17 protein-coding genes are annotated in these 17,746 nt (G+C 49.2%); 3 read left to right on the forward strand and 14 right to left on the reverse strand.

What is annotated here, in order from left to right:
- Positions 1 to 297: 297 nt before the first annotated feature.
- From purH to ACO05E_RS11245, 7 genes are all read right to left on the reverse strand, one after another.
- The gene (purH, locus tag ACO05E_RS11215) at positions 298 to 1,929 is read right to left on the reverse strand and encodes a bifunctional phosphoribosylaminoimidazolecarboxamide formyltransferase/IMP cyclohydrolase (protein WP_419813022.1); all 1,632 of its coding nucleotides are present in this window, start codon (positions 1,927 to 1,929) and stop codon (positions 298 to 300) included.
- Positions 1,930 to 1,998: 69 nt separating this feature from the next.
- Positions 1,999 to 2,313: a DNA-binding transcriptional regulator Fis gene (fis, locus tag ACO05E_RS11220; RefSeq protein WP_419813023.1), complete on the reverse strand. Its 315-nt coding sequence runs from the start codon at positions 2,311 to 2,313 to the stop codon at positions 1,999 to 2,001.
- The gene (dusB, locus tag ACO05E_RS11225) at positions 2,310 to 3,296 is read right to left on the reverse strand and encodes a tRNA dihydrouridine synthase DusB (RefSeq protein ID WP_419813024.1); all 987 of its coding nucleotides are present in this window, start codon (positions 3,294 to 3,296) and stop codon (positions 2,310 to 2,312) included. The genes fis and dusB overlap by 4 nt, the downstream gene beginning before the upstream one ends.
- A 127-nt stretch (positions 3,297 to 3,423) precedes the next feature.
- Positions 3,424 to 4,725 (reverse strand): DUF3426 domain-containing protein, encoded by a 1,302-nt coding sequence (locus tag ACO05E_RS11230; RefSeq protein WP_419813025.1) that lies wholly within the window; start codon positions 4,723 to 4,725, stop codon positions 3,424 to 3,426.
- A 36-nt stretch (positions 4,726 to 4,761) separates the two neighbouring features.
- Positions 4,762 to 5,652 (reverse strand): 50S ribosomal protein L11 methyltransferase, encoded by an 891-nt coding sequence (gene prmA, locus ACO05E_RS11235; protein WP_419813026.1) that lies wholly within the window; start codon positions 5,650 to 5,652, stop codon positions 4,762 to 4,764.
- 8 nt (positions 5,653 to 5,660) lie between these two features.
- Entirely contained in the window at positions 5,661 to 6,116 is a 456-nt protein-coding gene (aroQ, locus tag ACO05E_RS11240; protein ID WP_419813027.1) for a type II 3-dehydroquinate dehydratase, read from the reverse strand.
- A gap of 121 nt (positions 6,117 to 6,237) precedes the next feature.
- Positions 6,238 to 7,851 (reverse strand): diguanylate cyclase, encoded by a 1,614-nt coding sequence (locus tag ACO05E_RS11245; protein WP_419813028.1) that lies wholly within the window; start codon positions 7,849 to 7,851, stop codon positions 6,238 to 6,240.
- Between the two features lie 189 nt (positions 7,852 to 8,040).
- Here ACO05E_RS11245 and ACO05E_RS11250 point away from each other — a divergent pair, with 189 nt between their 5' ends.
- The 3 genes from ACO05E_RS11250 (at position 8,041) to ACO05E_RS11260 (ending at position 11,264) form a co-directional block, all read left to right on the forward strand.
- On the forward strand, positions 8,041 to 8,712 hold the full coding sequence (locus ACO05E_RS11250; protein ID WP_419813029.1) for a transglutaminase-like cysteine peptidase: 672 nt from the start codon (positions 8,041 to 8,043) through the stop codon (positions 8,710 to 8,712).
- A 12-nt stretch (positions 8,713 to 8,724) separates the two neighbouring features.
- The gene (locus tag ACO05E_RS11255; RefSeq protein WP_419813030.1) at positions 8,725 to 10,728 is read left to right on the forward strand and encodes an EAL domain-containing protein; all 2,004 of its coding nucleotides are present in this window, start codon (positions 8,725 to 8,727) and stop codon (positions 10,726 to 10,728) included.
- Between the two features lie 98 nt (positions 10,729 to 10,826).
- Positions 10,827 to 11,264, forward strand: a complete 438-nt coding sequence (locus tag ACO05E_RS11260) for a copper chaperone PCu(A)C (RefSeq protein WP_419813031.1) — start codon at positions 10,827 to 10,829, stop codon at positions 11,262 to 11,264.
- A 33-nt stretch (positions 11,265 to 11,297) separates the two neighbouring features.
- Here the strand turns inward: ACO05E_RS11260 and yacG are convergent, their stop codons facing one another.
- From yacG to nadC, 7 genes are all read right to left on the reverse strand, one after another.
- Positions 11,298 to 11,486: a DNA gyrase inhibitor YacG gene (gene yacG / locus ACO05E_RS11265; RefSeq protein ID WP_419813032.1), complete on the reverse strand. Its 189-nt coding sequence runs from the start codon at positions 11,484 to 11,486 to the stop codon at positions 11,298 to 11,300.
- The gene (gene coaE, locus ACO05E_RS11270) at positions 11,483 to 12,100 is read right to left on the reverse strand and encodes a dephospho-CoA kinase (protein ID WP_419813033.1); all 618 of its coding nucleotides are present in this window, start codon (positions 12,098 to 12,100) and stop codon (positions 11,483 to 11,485) included. Before coaE ends, yacG begins: the two co-directional genes overlap by 4 nt.
- A 15-nt stretch (positions 12,101 to 12,115) precedes the next feature.
- A complete protein-coding gene (locus ACO05E_RS11275; protein ID WP_419813034.1) occupies positions 12,116 to 13,012 on the reverse strand; it encodes a prepilin peptidase in 897 nt (298 codons plus the stop codon).
- Positions 13,013 to 14,239 (reverse strand): type II secretion system F family protein, encoded by a 1,227-nt coding sequence (locus ACO05E_RS11280; RefSeq protein WP_419813035.1) that lies wholly within the window; start codon positions 14,237 to 14,239, stop codon positions 13,013 to 13,015.
- A 39-nt stretch (positions 14,240 to 14,278) separates the two neighbouring features.
- A complete protein-coding gene (gene pilB, locus ACO05E_RS11285; protein ID WP_419813036.1) occupies positions 14,279 to 15,976 on the reverse strand; it encodes a type IV-A pilus assembly ATPase PilB in 1,698 nt (565 codons plus the stop codon).
- A gap of 111 nt (positions 15,977 to 16,087) precedes the next feature.
- The gene (locus tag ACO05E_RS11290; protein WP_419813037.1) at positions 16,088 to 16,582 is read right to left on the reverse strand and encodes a pilin; all 495 of its coding nucleotides are present in this window, start codon (positions 16,580 to 16,582) and stop codon (positions 16,088 to 16,090) included.
- Between the two features lie 233 nt (positions 16,583 to 16,815).
- The gene (gene nadC, locus ACO05E_RS11295) at positions 16,816 to 17,664 is read right to left on the reverse strand and encodes a carboxylating nicotinate-nucleotide diphosphorylase (RefSeq protein WP_419813038.1); all 849 of its coding nucleotides are present in this window, start codon (positions 17,662 to 17,664) and stop codon (positions 16,816 to 16,818) included.
- Positions 17,665 to 17,746 lie beyond the last annotated feature (82 nt).

The following is a 17,746-nucleotide window of genomic DNA, read 5'->3' on the forward strand; positions in this document are numbered from 1 at the left end:
TTTCCTGTAATTTTTAAAATCGTTGAATGTCACAATACAAATACTACGTCGTCACGCAGCAAGTACATCCATGTATGCTCTCGCGCCGCTTCGCTGCGGCCCAAGGACGTCTTAAGTATTTCTATTGCACCATTCTGAAATTCAACAACTCGGTTTTGAGATTTACAGAGCTTTTGGTATCAGAACTATTCAGAGCAACCTTGGGCAACATGGATGTTGCGCGAGAGCCTACAAGGACGTACTTGCGGCGTGTTGTGAGAATAGTTGTGCTGCCAAAAGCTCAAACAACGTAAAGTATTAGTGACGGAAGTGACGCATACCGGTGAACACCATCGCAATGCCCGCTTCATCCGCAGCGGCAATCACTTCGTCATCACGGATTGAGCCACCCGGCTGGATAATCGCTTTAATGCCTGCTTTGGCGGCGTTATCAATACCATCACGGAACGGGAAGAACGCATCCGATGCCATCACTGCACCTTCCACCTGTAAACCCGCATGCTCGGCTTTAATCGCGGCAATACGTGCTGAGTTTACGCGGCTCATCTGGCCTGCGCCCACGCCCACAGTCTGACGGTTTTTACCGTAGACAATGGCGTTAGACTTAACGAACTTAGCCACTTTCCAGCTGAAGATCAGGTCATGTAACTCGGCTTCGGTTGGCGCACGTTTGGTGACGACTTTTAAGTCGTCAGTGCTGATCATGCCATTGTCACGATCCTGAACCAGCAGGCCGCCATTCACACGCTTGTAATCGAACGCTTGTGGGCGCTCAGTAGGCCATTCGCCACATTCCAGCAGACGAACGTTTTTCTTCGCCGCCACAATCTCAACCGCTGCCGCGCTGACTTTTGGGGCAATGATCACTTCAACAAACTGACGCTCAACAATCGCGCTGGCCGTTTCGGCATCCAGTTCACGGTTAAAGGCGATGATGCCACCAAACGCAGACTCGGTATCGGTTTCAAACGCCAGGTCGTAAGCCTTACGGATACCACCTTCATCTTCCGGTACCACGGCCACACCACATGGGTTGGCGTGCTTCACGATCACACAAGCCGGTTTAACGAAGGATTTCACACATTCCAGTGCGGCATCGGTATCAGCCACATTGTTGTACGACAGCTCTTTGCCCTGCAGCTGCTTGGCGGTAGCGATGGAGGCTTCGGCAGGTTCTGCTTCAACATAAAACGCCGCTTTCTGATGCGGGTTTTCGCCGTAACGCATATCTTGCGCTTTGATGAACTGGCTGTTGTACGTTTGTGGGAAGTCTTTGCGGTTATCCGTGCTTAACGTCTCAGCATCCTGATCAATGGTACCCAGATAGTTAGCAATCATGCCGTCGTAGCTGGACGTATGCTCGAACGCTTTTAATGCCAGATTAAAACGGGTTTTGTATTGCAGGCCGTTGTGGTTGTTCAGGTCTTCCAGCACTTTGCTGTAATCGGAAGTGTTCACCACAATGCCAACATACGCATGGTTCTTTGCTGCTGAGCGAACCATGGTTGGGCCGCCGATATCGATGTTTTCAATCGCTAACGGCAGGTGACAATCGTCTTTCGCAACAGTAGCGGCAAACGGGTACAGGTTCACTACTACCAGATCAATCGGGTTGATGCCGTGTTCACCCATTACCTCATCATCCTGACCGCGACGGCCCAGAACGCCACCATGAATTTTCGGGTGCAGAGTTTTCACACGGCCATCCATCATTTCCGGGAAGCCGGTGTAATCAGATACTTCTACCGCTGGAATCTGGTTATCTAACAGCAGTTTATAGGTACCACCAGTCGACAGAATTTCCACACCCGCAGCATGCAGGGCCTGGGCAAATTCTACGATGCCGCTTTTGTCAGAGACGCTGATCAGGGCACGGCGAACCGGAGTAATATCCGCTGGGGTTTCGTTTGCAGGGATGAAGTTGCTCATATAGTCAGGTTTTCTAAGGCTATTAAAAAAGAAAAAGCGGCCAAGGCCGCTTATGAAATTTTAAAAGGGTTACAGCATACCGTACTGCTTTAACTTCTTACGCAGAGTACCGCGGTTTAAGCCAAGTACTATCGAGGCTTTGGTCTGGTTATCGCGGGTATATTTCATCACGGTTTCCAGTAATGGGGCTTCTACTTCAGACAATACCATGTCGTAGATATCCACAACTGGCTGACCATCGAGGTGATCAAAATAGTTTTGCAGTGCTTTTTCGACACTGTCACGCAGAGTTTGCGAGGATTCAGAGGGTGCTAATAAGTTGTTTTGTTGCTCGGATGAGTCGGTCACTGGTTCAACCTTCCTTAATAGTGCTTCGGTGTTCATGCTGCTTGTCCTTCTCTATCAAATTCCTTAAAAAATGTTTCAATCGCCTGGCGTTGTTCTGATGTCGTTTCCAGGCCATTAAATTGCTTACGGAATGCCGTATTGCTGGTTTGATGCTGCAAATACCAACCAACATGCTTACGGGCAATCCGTACCCCGAGGAAGTCGCCATAAAACTCATGCAGCGCATCCAAATGGGTTAATAAAATCTGTTCTATCTCGTTTAACTCTGCTGCTGGCAGATGTTCTCCGGTGGCCAGATAATGACTGACTTCACGGAAAATCCAGGGCTTCCCCTGAGCGGCACGGCCAATTAACACACCATCAGCACCGGTAAACTGCATTACTTCGGCTGCTTTTTCAGCGCTGGTGATATCGCCATTGGCAAACACCGGTAAATCAATGTTGGCTTTGATGTCACGGATGGTGCTGTATTCCACGGTGTTTTTATAACCGCAAGCCCGTGTACGGCCATGTACGGCTAAGGACACAATGCCCGCATCTTGTGCGATCTGAGCAATGGTCACGCCATTGCGATGCTCCGGTGCCCAGCCGGTGCGGATTTTCAGACTGACCGGCACATCCACCGCTTCCACCACGGCTTGTAAGATCTCTTTCACCAGACCTTCATCTTTCAGTAACGCCGAACCGGCAGCCTTATTACAGACTTTTTTCGCCGGGCAACCCATATTGATGTCGATGATCTGAGCGCCGTTATTGACGTTAAAAATAGCGCTGTCGGCCATGATCTGTGGATCACCGCCAACAATCTGAACCGCGATCGGCTCTGGCTCACCGGTATGATCCAGCCTGAGCCGAGATTTACGTGTATGACGTGTCTCAGGGTTGGCGGCCACCATTTCGCCCACCACCAGACCAGCGCCCAGCTGACGGCACAGCTGGCGAAACGGACGGTCGGTAACACCCGCCATTGGTGCCAGAATTACTGGGTTGGGTAGCGTATAAGGGCCAATTGACGGCATGATTAACTAATTAAAACTGATCAAAAAGTGTGCGACGAAAAAGTCGCGGTATGATACTCATAACCCCCTTATGAATAAAGGGGGAAATGCGGGGGATGTCGCAAAAAAATGTTAACCGTCGGTCTTTCTACTGATTCGCAATCAACTGAACGGCATAACTGACCGCTTCCGGGCCTGGGTCGGCAATTTCCAGCGCAATATGAATGGGCGTATTGACCGGCATCTGTTGCTGGCCCGCTAATTCTCCGGATAAATATTCGCCAGGCTTAAAGCGGCGACTGGCAACGACACCGTTGTTGAGATCACTGAACACCAGTTGCAGATCCGGGAAAGGTTGCTGATACGTTGCCTGATTCTGAATCAGAGTATCCACCACCAGCGCGCTCTGCAGCTGTGGATGGCTGCGAACTACCAGATGTTGTGTGCTCATTTGTTGCACATTCTGAATCTGTGGCAACTGACAAGCCAGCTGTGTACAGGCTTGTGCGTACCACGGCCGCCACTGGGGAGTACGCGACCATTGGTCAAAGTTAAAATAAAAGGTCTGGGCGGCGGCAACCAGCACCATAATCACTGATAACAGCGACCAGCCCCAGGGGAACGAGCGACCGCCTTTGCTTTCGGATAACTGCAGTGGATCGTCCTGCAGATTATTGAGGTCGGCTGGTACATTAATTTCAGTTACCTGGCTGTGCAGATCATCTTCACCCAAATGCAGGTTGTCGTCATCCTCGGCAAAGCCCTGAAAATCATCCTGCTCTGCTCCGGCTTTAAACTGGCTGAATTCATCGTCGTCGGTGGTTGCCTGCAGATTAAAATCACCGTTGTCACTCAGTTCAATGCCGCCAACAGAAATATCATCGTCATCATCCAGTAAGGCATCGGCCCAGGCTTCATCCGGGTCCTTACCAGAGCCAAACTCAAGGGAGTTAGCGTCGCTGTCGACTAACTCCAGGCCGGTGGCACTGGCGTCTTTCAGATCAAAGATAGAGGCATCGATTTCCAGGTCATTACGTGGTGCCGGGCGATCCAGGTTTTCGGGTTTGACGATCCCAAAATCGACCATCGGATCATCATTAAAGGTATCGGAGTCATCGTCGGTATCAGAATCCGCAGGTGTCATATCATCATGAATTAAACCGTCATCACTGATCAGGGCATCATCGTCCATATCATCATGAATCAGAAAGTCGTCATCATCGTCTGGCTGGGCTTTTGCTACTGACTCGGGTTTCGGTGCCGCAGTGGATTCTGTTTCGGGTTTGGAAGAAGCCGAGCTCAGTTCCTGTTCTGTGACAAAATGACTGGCCGCTTTGAATACCTGCAAACAGGAGCCACACCGTACTGCACCATCAGCAACTTTGAGGTGCTCATCTCGTACCCGGAATGTGGTACGGCAATGGGGGCAGCGTGTAACGTGTGTGGCCATGGTGTTTCCTTCGTATCCTTGTTCTGATCCCTGAACCTAGCGCTTCGTGCCGGTTAATAGTACCCAATCACCCAGTTGTTTGGCGGGCTGCATATCAAACCACTGGCTATAGCATTGTGATACTTCTTCCGCCTGTTCGGCTAATAAGCCCGATAGTGCCAGCTTACCACCACTGCGGGTCAGTCGAGCAATGTCTGGTGCTAATGATTGCAGTGGTCCGGCCAGGATATTGGCCACCATAATATCACCTTCAACCTGAGGTGTTTTTTCCGGCAGGAAGACATCGTACAAGTCATCGCTGATGTTGTTGCGACCAGCATTGTCGCGAGTGGCCGTGAGTGCCTGAGGGTCAATATCGACACCAACCATCTCTTTGGAACCCAGCAATAAGGCGGCAATCCCTAAGATGCCGCTGCCACAGCCATAGTCGACCACTAATTCACCGCCCTGAACTTCCTGATCCAGGAACTGCAGACACAGGTCGGTGGTCGGGTGGGTGCCGGTACCAAAGGCCAGACCCGGGTCGAGCATCAGGTTAACGGCATCAGGCTGAGGTGGCTTCTGCCAGCTTGGACAAACCCATAGGCGCTCACCAAATTGCATCGGGTGGTAGTCTTCCATCCAGGCACGGATCCAGTCTTTGTCTTCCAGAATTTCCAGTTTGTGGTTGGGTAAATCCTGGCCGCTGGCGTTGTGATAAAAGGTACGCAGGTTTTCCAGCAGCACTTCGCTGTTCTGGTTGGCATCAAATAAACCAATGATCTGGGTTTCGTCCCAGATTGGAGTCGTGCCCAACTCAGGTTCGAGAATGGGCTGGTCAGCATCATCCTGCAACGTGACCGACAGCGCTCCGTTCGCCATCAGAGTGTCTTCAACACTGTTAACTTGATTTCGCTGTGCGTGGACGCGAATCTGAATCCAGGACATGGTTGGCCTTATGATGATTTGTCTGAGTTTGCTAACTGTGCATGGGCGGCTTGCAGCGCCAGGTTATAACCCTGAACGCCCAGACCACAAATCACACCCACCGCAATATCGGATAAGTAAGAATGATGGCGGAAGGTTTCGCGCGCATGCACATTGGAGATATGAATTTCAATAAAGGGAATCGCCACGCCAGCTAAGGCGTCGCGGATGGCCACACTGGTATGAGTAAAGGCTGCCGGATTGATAATAATAAAATCTGTACCGTCTTCACGGGCGGCATGAATCCGGTCAATCAGAATGTGTTCGGCATTGCTTTGCACATGATCCAGCTGATGCCCCAGTGCCTGTGCCTGAGCGGTTAAAGCCGCCTCGACATCGTTCAGGGTCGTGGCGCCATAAACGTCTGGTTCCCGGGTTCCGAGCAGATTCAAATTGGGGCCTTGGAGTACCAGGATATTTGCCATGTGCTCCCTCTATATAGGTAGGATGAAAATCAAAGCGGAATTCTGCCGCAAACACGGATTGCCGTAAAGCTGGGCATATCGGGAAGCCGCTGTGTTTCACAAAAAAGCGGCAGTGCGTGTGTCAGCTGGCAGCAGAAACCTGATTACGACCGTTGTGTTTGGCCTGATACAGCGCCTGATCGGCACGTTCCACCAGATCACTGAGACTTTCTCCCTGCCACTGGGCCAGTCCGCAGGAGAAGGTTACCTGCAGGGATTTATTGCCGCCGTGAATCAGGTTGGCGAAGTTGGTGCGTAATTTTTCCATAACCATACAGGCTTGTTGTTGGTTAGCACCGGGCAAGACCACCGCGAATTCTTCACCGCCGTAGCGTCCGATAGGATCCGATTTACGCAGGCTCTGTTTCAGAAATAACGCCAGGTTTTTAATCACGATATCACCCACCGGATGACCGTGCTGATCGTTAATATTTTTAAAGTGATCAATGTCGATCATGACAAAGCTGATGCTGGCATCGTCGTTTTTTTGCAGCTGATCTTGCAAGGCTTCGAGAATATGGGTGTGGTTCAGTAAGCCGGTCAGGCTGTCGCGGGCAATCAGCTGGTGTAATTGCCGGGCGCGATGTACCCGGGTTCTGATGGTCGACAGCAAATGACGAGGTTCAACCGGTTTGGTTAAAAAGTCATCGCCGCCTTCGGCCATGGCATCTAACTGGCGTTGGCGATCTTCTTCGCCGGAGAGGTAAATAATCGGCAGGTTCAGGTATTCGCGCTGCTGGCGAATCACTTTAGCCAGTTCCATACCATTACAGCCCGGCATGTACATATCCATCAGAATCAGATCCGGGTTGTTGGCGGATAACGCATGTAATACCTGCAAGGGATCATTGACGGCTTCGGTCACCATACCGGCCTTGTTCAGTACCCGAGCGCTGTGCATCGCCTGAGCTTTGGAGTCATCGACAATTAATATGCGGAAAGGATCTTCCGGTGTGGTATCGAGTAAGTCTTCCAGTTCACTGATGACGGACTGAATTTCAACATCCCGGTATAAGCCAATACCGCCATTACGCATGGCACTGAGATGATGTTCAATGTCCGGCTGTTCTTCCTGGTAAATAAAGAGAATGGGCAAATTTTGCTCACGCTCAGACTGGATTTGTGCTGCCAATGATAAGCCGTGCCCCGGGCCACCAAAGTTAATATCCAGCACCAGCGCCGATGGGTGGCGACGTTGCAGGGCTTGTAAAAAGTCCTGGCCGCTTTTCTGAACTTCGCTGCGTATACCAAAATACTGCATCTGCTCGGCAAAGGTTAAGGCAATGTCTGTTTCTTCAATGGCGATGTAGACGGGTTTTTTGCTGGGAATTAAATGCTCGGCTTGCTGATCATCACTGTGGCGTAAGGCTGTCTCGCTCAGCTGGCGCACCAGACGATTAAGTTGTTCCAGATGATCACTATCGGGAGGAGTGCCCCGGCTAATTGGCTTCACAATAGCCAGCAGGTTATTCGCTAGCATCAGATGCTTTTCAGCTTCAAAGCGTTTGGCTGAGGCCGCGAGTTTCTCAACGGCCAGGGTAAAGTCTGACATCGCTACCACCGACCAGTGGGTCTCGGGCAGCTGGCGCCATAAATCAATAACCTGACGAACCTGATTGATCACCCGATGCGCAAACAGCTGACGCATTTGTTGGGCTTTGTTTAATGAGGTTGAGGTCTGAATGGCATCTGTCATAAGGACTTCTTATTAGTAGTGACTTCTTAATAACTACAAAAAGCGTAGCAGTAATTGCCGGCGACAGGGCTGAGAAATCATTCGGCGGCGCACATAAAGTCGTGCCGAGTGATGCAGAGCAACTATATTTATTAGTTAATGCGATTTATTAACCCCGAAGTGTCACTTGTATTTGTCAGGAATAGCTCATTGCATCGGCCTTTTATTTCATCTCGCTCACTGCTGTTATGGGTCTTACTACTGCTATCGGTTGGCTTAATCGCGGATTGGCAGCGCTGGGTGCCGGATGCACTGATCGGCAAAGCCGGGCAGGAATATGGCAAGGAAGCGGCCAGCCGTATCAAAGACTGGCAACAAATGATGCGTCAGGCGGCCGATAAGGAAGAAGGTGAACAACTGCGCATTGTTAATGACTTCTTCAATCAGAATATTCGCTTTGTGAATGATGACCAGCACTGGGGCGAGGTGGATTATTGGGCTACCCCCTATGAAGCACTGGGCAGCAATGGTGCTGATTGCGAAGACTATGTGATTGCCAAATATTATTCGTTGCGCCAGTTGGGCGTGGATACTCAAAAGTTACGCATTACCTATGTTAAAGCGCTGCGCTATAACCAGGCGCATATGGTGTTAAGTTATTTTCCCACGGCCGATGCTGTGCCGTATGTGTTGGATAATCTGGTCAGCAGTATTCACCCGGCATCTCAGCGACGCGACTTATCTCCGGTATACAGCTTTAATGGTGAAGGTATGTGGCTGGAGCGCTTGAAAGGGGAGGGCATTCGTATGGGCAATCCGAATAAGCTCGATTTATGGACTAATCTGCGTATCCGTATGAATGACTTAGGACTGGATTTATAAGGAAGCCAGCTGATGACACTCAAACAACAATTCTCATGGCTGACGGGTTTGCTGGTGATGGTGCTGTGGCTTGGCAATCTGTGGGTAACGGTGATGAATGGCCGTGATTACTTTCAGCAGCAGTTGAACAGCCGGGCTTATGATGCGGCGACATCACTGGCGCTGGCTATGTCTCAGGTCGAAGGGAATGATGATGTTCAGTTATCCCGCTTAATAGACGCCTTATTTGATCGTGGTTTTTTTGAATCGATTGAGCTGATCCGGGTGGGTGGTGATCCCTTGCACCGCCGTGCGCGTCAGGCATTACAGCAACAAACTCCGCTGTGGTTTCGCCAGTGGGTGGATCTGGAGCTGATTGTGGCAGAGGCTGACGTAACTTCTGGTTGGCAGCGCCTGGGTACCATTACCGTGACTTCGCACAGCGATTTTGCTTACCGCGATTTATGGGCCATGGTGCGTGCCGAACTGATTTGGTTTGCCTGGGTACTGGTGATCAGTTTGGTGGCATTACAACTGTTGTTGCACTGGCTGTTTCGCCCACTCAGAAAAGTAGAGCAGCAGGCACTGGCCATTTGTGAGCGGGACTGGCAAGAGCAGGAAGATATCCCCAAACCTCGCGAACTGCAGCGCATGGTGTTGGCGATGAATAAAATGGTACGTAAGCTGCGGACTATTTTTGACGAGCAGTCGGCGATGGCTGAACAATTGCGTGAAGCTTCCTTTCAGGATGAGGTGACGGGTTTACTGAACCGTTATGGTTTTGATCAGCGCCTGAGTCACCGCCTGGAAAGCGGTGAAGAACACAGTGGTGTCTTGTTGTTATTGCAACTTCACGGTTTTGCAGAATTTAATCAGCAGCATGGCCGCCGTGAAGGTGATGAGCGCTTACAACAACTGGCCGAGACGTTAAATCAATGGCATACCCGCCAGCCTTCGGTGTTGATTGGTCGCCGTTCCGGCGCCGATTTTTCTATGTACCTGCCTTGTAGTGACGACAATCAGGCGCAACAGTATGTACAGCAGCTCTTTTCTGAACTGGCTGCCGGGCTGCTATCAGCACGACAAACTGTATCTGATAAGGCACTGACATTTCATATCGGCGCTGTGTATTCGCAAGGCCAGAAAGAGCCGATTCAGCCAATACTGATCAAAGCCGATGCCGCTTTACGCCAGGCACAGCGTCAGCCGCAATCGTTTTATCAGCTTTATAACCACTCAGATAACGCAGCAGTGCAGTCCATTTCGCAGGAATGGGGAGCATCTGAATGGCATACCTTGCTGCAGCAGGTATTGGATGAACAGAGTATTCAGCTGCAATATTTACCCGTGGTTTCTATAAAAGATTCAGCTGTCACACAACTGGAAGTGTTCAGCCGTATTCACTGGCAAGGCGAGAGTTTGTCCGCTGCGCGTTTCTGGCCCATGGTGGAGCAGCACCGGATGGCTGCTCCGTTCGATTTATGTATTGTCGAAAAAGTACTGATTGCTCTGCGCCAGAATTCAGCAGAGCTCTCAGAACGACGTCTATGCCTGAATATTTCCCCCGCTTCACTGATGGACGAAACGTTTGTGCCATCATTATCTGAATTGCTACAGCACTATCAGGACGTTGCAGGCTGTCTCTGCCTTGAATTTCCGGAGTTTGCCATCATGGCAATTGAACCCGCTTTACTGGCACTGTTTGCAACGACCAAGCACTATGGCGTGACTCTGGGGGTCGATAAATTGGGGGCCGGCAATCTGGCGTTTGCCTATTTACAGCGTTTGCCACTGGAGTATGTGCGTATTGATGGCAGCTTTAATCGTGGTTTGCATCAGGCCCAGGATCAGCGGTTTTTTATTCAGTCGATGGTGCAAATTGCTCATAATCTGGACTTATTGGTACTGAGTGAAGGGTTGGAAGATCAGGATGATATTGATGTGCTGAGGCAAATGGGTGTTGATGGCCTGAGTGGCTTTTATTTCAGTCGCCCAATCAATGACCTGTCGCAGGCGTTGAATTGGCAGCCTCTGTAATAAATAGCCTCAGCCGTGTTTTTTATGTGCGGCATTTGGTCACTGGTTATGATGCCCGAGTGATTTAAAATGATGCCATTAATATGGAGAATTAAACTATGTTGTTGCGTGTACTGCTATTTCGCGTGTTTATGGTCGTTATGGCGTTTTGTTCGGCTACTCTTGCTGTTGCAGAGTCTGGGGTTCAGGTTGATGGTGCTTATGTGCGCGAGCCGATTCCCGGGCGCTATATGAGTGCCGCGTTTATGACACTGAACAATACGTCAGATGAAGATAAAGTGCTGGTTCGTGCTGAAGCGGAGTGGGCGGGTCTGATTGAAATTCACACCCACCTTCATGACAACGGCGTGATGCGTATGCGTCAGGTGATGGAGTTGCCTTTGCCTGCAGGAGAGAAGGTATCGCTGCAACCGGGTGGCTTACACTTGATGCTGTTTAAACTGAGTTTACCGCTGGCGGATCAATTACCGCTGACCCTGTGTTTTAGTGATGGCTCGTGTGAAACCATTACTGCCGAGCTGCGTTCGTTACGCTGATTGTTAGATGCTGGATGTAAATCACAGAACAGCTTAGTGCTTAAACTCACTCAGCTGTTCTGACATCAGTACTTCTTCTGCTGGCTTACCCGGAATAGCATGGCGTTCACTGGCCCATTCACCTAAATCAATCAGCTTACAACGCTCGCTGCAGAAAGGCCGGTATTTACTATCCGGCTTCCACTCAACGTCTTTCTGGCAGGTTGGGCATTGTACTTTCATGATGACTTCTTTTGATTTGAATGTTTCAGGTACTGCTGATGCAGCTTATCTAACTGATGGTATAAGTGGCTCAGATCCTGACTATTATCGACGATATCATCGGCCTGCGCACGTTTGTCTTCCCGGGGCATTTGAGCGGCGATAATGCGGCGAATCTGTTCCTCATTATTCTGATCGCGATTGGCCGCCCGTTGTACTTGTGTCTGTTCCGGTACATCAATCAACAAGGTGCGCTGGGTTAACTGAGCTTGCCCGCTTTCAAACAACAAGGGCGAGACCAACAGCGCATATGACGATGTTGCTGCAGTAAGTTGCTGAATAATGGCTTCACGAATACGCGGGTGGGTCTGTTGTTCCAGCCAGTGGCGTTCATCCACTTGGGCAAATACCTTTTCCCGCAACCAGCTGCGGTTTAGTGTGCCATCAGTCAACAGCACTTCAGGGCCATAGCGTTGCTCGATAGCAAGCAACGCCGGCTGGCCCGGCTCAACCACTTCACGGGCAACCACATCGGCATCGACTACCGTGATGCCTTTGCTTGCCAGATAATCACTGGCGGCGGTTTTACCACTGCCAATGCCACCGGTTAAACCAACAATTAATGTGTTATTCACAGCTGTATGTCCGGATCAAAGAACTGAGTTTAAATACCAGTGAGTGATATCGTCACCCCATAGCGCTGCAATCCAGCCCGCCATCGCCAGATAAGGGCCAAACGGAATAGGCAGATTTTTATCCCGACCCATAATCATAATTCCGGCAATACCAACGACGGCACCAACAACGGATGACAGCAGAATGATCAACGGCAGAGAGGTATAACCCAGCCAGGCACCAAGCGCGGCCAGTAACTTGAAGTCGCCAAAGCCCATGCCATCTTTACCTGTCACCAGCTTAAATATCCAGAACACGGACCACAACGAACCGTACCCTAATACGGCTCCCAGTACAGCACTCTCCAGATCAGTGAATAAACCTTGTGGGGTTAATAGCGAGGAATTCAGAATCAGCCCTATCCACATCAGACCTAATGTCATTGGGTCTGGCAGGATCTGATGGTCAATATCGATCACCGACATGCTGATCAACAGCCAGGTGAAAATCAGCATGGCCGCCAGTTGCCACCCCCAGGGATATACCAGTAACAGCATGGCACTCATCAGAGCCGTCACTAATTCAACAGCCGGATAGCGAACACCAATACGGGTAGCACAACCTGCACATTGGCCTTTTAACAGCAGATAACTGATAACCGGAATATTCTGCCAGGCACGTACCGGAGCCTGGCATTTGGGGCAGTGTGAATCGGGTTTGATCAGGTTGTAAGGTTTGGATAAATCATCCAGTGCCGGGTGCGTCGGCATATTTTCACTGAAATCCTGGCACTCTTGCTTCCAGCTACGGAACATCATTACGGGATAACGCAGGATGACCACATTGAGGAAGCTGCCAATTAATAGTGAGAAGATAATAACTGCAACTAAAAGAGTGCCAGAGTCAGCTGCTAATACTTCAAATAAACTCATTTAGACAACATCACCCATCTGGAAGATTGGCAGGTACATAGCAACAACAAGGCCGCCGATTACAACACCTAAAAAGGCCATAATCATAGGCTCCATCATTGATGTAAGTCCATCTACCATGTCATCGACCTCTTGCTCAAAATAGCTAGCGGCTTTGTCCAGCATGGCATCTAAGGCACCTGACTCTTCACCAATGCTGGTCATTTGAATCACCATATTGGGGAAAACTCCTGTAGTTTTCATTGCGAAATGCATTTGTTGGCCTGTTGCTACCTCATCGCGAATTTTTAACACTGCATCTTTATAAACGACATTACCGACTGCACCTGCGACTGATTGTAATGCTTCCACTAGAGGTACACCTGCCGCAAAAGTGGTTGATAATACTCGGGCATAACGAGCAACGGCACTTTTGCGAGTCAGTTCACCGAAAAGTGGCAGTTTCAAAGTCAATCTCTCAACGCTTTCACGAAACGCAGGAGAGCGTTTTTTTGCCTGTGTGAACCCGGTGATAGCGATGATCACTAAGCCTAAGAATTCCAAATAATAAGCTTGTGCATATTCCGAAAGTGCTACGACAAACTGAGTCGGCGCAGGCAATTCAGAGCCAAAGTTATTGAACATAGCTTCAAATGTGGGAACCACTTTAACCAATAAAATAACTGTAACAATTGCAGCAATGGCAAGAGTTATCGTCGGGTACATAGTGGCTTTTTTGATTTTACTGCGTAGGGCTTCTGTTTTTTCTTTGTAGATAGCCACCTTATCTAGCATGGTTTCCAGAGCACCGGCTTGCTCACCGGCTTCAACCAAGTTACAAGTTAGTTCATCAAAATGCATTGGGTGTTGCTTTAGAGCGGAGGCAAAATCATTACCGGCGGATACGGTATCTCTCAGTTCAAAAATCAATGCTTTCATCGACGCGTTATCGACACCGTCGGCCACAATTTCAAAGGATTGAACCAGTGGTACACCGGCCTTAATCATGGTTGCCATCTGGCGTACAAAAAAAGTGATGTCGGCTGATTTAATCGGCTTTTTACGTTCTCCACCAATACCAAATAACGGCTCAGTTTTCTTTTTGACTTTGAGTGGAGTTACGCCTTGTTTACGCAGTTGGACTTTGACCATGGCCGCGTTTTGGTTTGGCATCTCACCTTTAACGGTCTGGCCGCGCTTGTTGGTCCCTTCCCAGACAAAGCTGCTGTTTTTTGCGGGTTTTGCCATAGTTATTTTTCCTGGTTAAGCACAAAAAGCGCTTAATAATTAATCTGTAGTTACTCGGTTGGCTTCTTCTAAACTGGTAATACCTTGGGCAACCTTCATTAGTGCTGAGGTGCGTAAGTCATTAAAACCTTCTCTATTGGCAGCATCGGCAATTTCAATAGCATTACCGCCTTCCATGATAATACGAGAGATAGGGTCCGTAATTTTAACTACTTCATATATTCCAACACGGCCTTTAAAACCTTCTTTGCAATTATCACAGCCCACCGGTTTATAGATTTCTGCCTCTGTCAGGAGTTCATCAGTAAAGCCAGCTTCTCTTAGAACCTCTTGAGGCAGGTCGGCAGGCTCCTTGCAACTTGAGCATAGTCTTCGAGCCAGACGTTGGGCAATAATCAGGCTGACCGATGTTGCAATACTGAAGTTAGGCACCCCCATATTCGCCAAACGAGTCAGTGTTTCTGGTGCACTGTTGGTATGTAAGGTCGACATCACCATATGGCCGGTTTGCGCTGCTTTGATCGCAATGGAGGCGGTTTCCAGATCCCGGATCTCTCCGACCATTACCACATCCGGATCCTGTCGAAGGAAGGAGCGTAAAGCTGAAGCGAAGTCCAGGCCGACTTTGGCATTAACGTTCACCTGATTAATACCTTCCAGATTAATCTCGACCGGATCTTCAGCGGTAGAAATATTGGTGCCTTCGACATTGAGGATATTTAAGCCGGTATACAAGGAAACAGTTTTCCCTGAGCCTGTTGGTCCGGTAACCAGAATCATGCCTTGTGGTTTGCCTAAGGCCTCCATATACAGAGCTTTTTGTTCAGGCTCGTAGCCCAGCATATCAATACCCAATTGGGCAGAAGACGGGTCAAGAATTCGTAATACAATTTTTTCGCCAAACAAGGTTGGAAGGGTATTCACGCGGAAGTCGATGGCCTTATTTTTGGATATTTTCATTTTAATCCGGCCATCCTGTGGGATGCGGCGTTCAGAAATATCCATTTTTGACATAACTTTCAGGCGTGCTGCAATTTTGCCCGCTAAATTCACCGGAGGGCTGGCAACTTCGTGCAAGACGCCATCAGTGCGGTAGCGCACCCGATAGCGTTTTTCATAGGGTTCAAAATGCAGGTCAGAGGACCCCATCTTGATAGCATCCAACAGCATTTTATTGATGAATTTTACAATGGGTGCATCATCACCTGTGGATTCTTGGTCGGCCTCGCGTTTTTTCGCTTCTGCTTCCGGGTCTTCTAAGTCAACATCATCCAGTTCATCATCAAAGTCGTCAAATGTATTATCATTAGCCGCTAAGAACTTATCGACCGCGTTAGACAGTTTATCTTCTTCAACAAGAACGGGCTCTATATTTAAGCCAGTATTGAACTTGATCTCATCAATTGCCAGGATGGCAGAAGGGTCACTTTGTGCAATGTATAACCGGGTTCCACGAGTAAAGATCGGTAGTACTCGGTGTTTCTCTATAAGATCCTGGCTCACTAGATCTTGTGGTGCAAGATCAAAGTCAAAAGCTGATAAGTCCAGCAGTGGAAGGCCGAATTCTTCGGAGGCAAGAAGGGCAATAGGTTGGGCTTTAATTTGACCTGATTGAACAGCCGCTGTCACAAAACTGACTTTGTCTTTTTGGGCGCTTTCCAGAATTTGAAGTGCCTGTTCCCGGCTAATGTGATTTTGTTCAACTAATCGTTTAGGTAAGCCGGATATAACGCTCATTATAGTGGCCTGAATCTCATTTGTGTTTTCTCAGAACATACCAGAGAGGGGCTATTTACTCCAGTCCAAAAAAAAGCCAGCTTACGCTGGCTTTTTCAATCTCTGATGCTATTAGTCCAGACGAGGCAGATATTTAGTGTCAATAGAACTCTTCTGAGCTTCAGCTGATGTAGAAGGTACGGCAGTCCAGGTTACAGCAGAGCTTGCAGAAGCCATGGTTGCCATCAGTACAATAGTTTCACCCGCGATATCTGCAGGCACGCCATTCGCAGCTGAGTCTAAAGTTAAAGTCACAAAAGCTTTAGTTGCACTTGATGGAATGTACGCAACAGACGCGACGTTACCTGCAGCATAATCTGCAGCAGTACTACTTGCTCCAGTGTAGTCAAAAAGGGTCGGGTTTGAAGCAGCTTCTGGTAACGCAGAGAAGCGAGCAGCGTATTCACTTACGGCTAACTGCATAGGGCGGCCTGCAGCTAAAGAGTTAGTTGCGTCAGTACGCAGTGTGTAATCCTGATACTGGGGTACAGCCACAGATGCCAGAATACCGATAATCGCAATAACGATCATTAATTCAATTAAGCTAAAGCCTTGTTGTTTTTTCATTGTATATCTCCACTCTCTAACGAGAAGTTGTTTTAGTTATTGCCAGCTCCCTTAAAAGGGAGTCTGAACAAGTCATCCACTTATGACGTAGCGAAGAGTGTGCCAAGCTAAAACGGCGCTGACAAGCCTTTAAAATAGGGTTTTTCAGTGTTTTGCGATTCAGCTCAAGTTTTGTTGTGATCGCTGGGGGAAGATAGTGACAAAATTTGTCACTATCACTAAGTCGTTGCTATTCACACCAGCCGCATTGAAAGATCAACGGCTTTACAGTCTTTGGTTAAGGCGCCAATAGAGATAAAGTCCACCCCGGTTTCGGCGTAGGCGCGCAGGGTTTCGTTGGTAATCCCACCTGAGGCTTCAAGTTTAACGGCACCCTGGGTCTTTTGTCGGGTGTGTTGTACCGCGGCTGTCATCTCTGCCGGGCTGAAGTTGTCCAGCATAATGATGTTGGCACCGGCGTCGATCGCCTGATCCAGCTGTTCAGTGGTTTCCACTTCCACCTCAATTGGCTTACCGGGTGCGATCTGCTGCGCCTGTTGCACCGCTTGCTGAATGCCGCCACAGGCCATGATGTGGTTTTCTTTAATCAAAAAGGCATCGTACAAGCCAATACGGTGGTTGTAGCAGCCGCCAACGCTGACAGCATATTTCTGGGCGATGCGCAGACCCGGAATGGTCTTACGGGTATCGAGTAATTTTACCTCTGTGCCAGCAACCATATCGGCATAAGCACGACACAAGGTGGCGGTTCCCGACAGGCTTTGTAAGAAATTCAGGGCACAGCGTTCGCCGGTTAATAACGAACGGGCGCTGCCTTTTAACTCAAATAAAGTCTGGTCTGGTTCTGCCCAGTCACCATCGGCAACATGCCAGATTACCTCAACGCCCGGATCGAGCTGGTTAAACACTTCGTTTACCCAGGCCGAACCGGCAACCACGGCACGCTCGCGCGAGATAATACGAGCATGAGCCTGATTGGCAGCTGGAATCAGTTGGGCGGTAATATCACCGCTACCAACGTCCTCTTTTAAGGCAGCAGCAACCGCGGTGGCAATATCAGATAGGTGCAGGCTTAAGTCCATGGGTAAACTCTTGGTACGTAATAACGAGTACAAATAAAAAAGGGGTGCATTCTAGCACCCCTTGATTGTGTGAACACCCTTT

Origin of the sequence: Bacterioplanoides sp. (genome assembly GCF_965226395.1) — a bacterium.
GTDB lineage: Bacteria > Pseudomonadota > Gammaproteobacteria > Pseudomonadales > Oceanobacteraceae > Bacterioplanoides.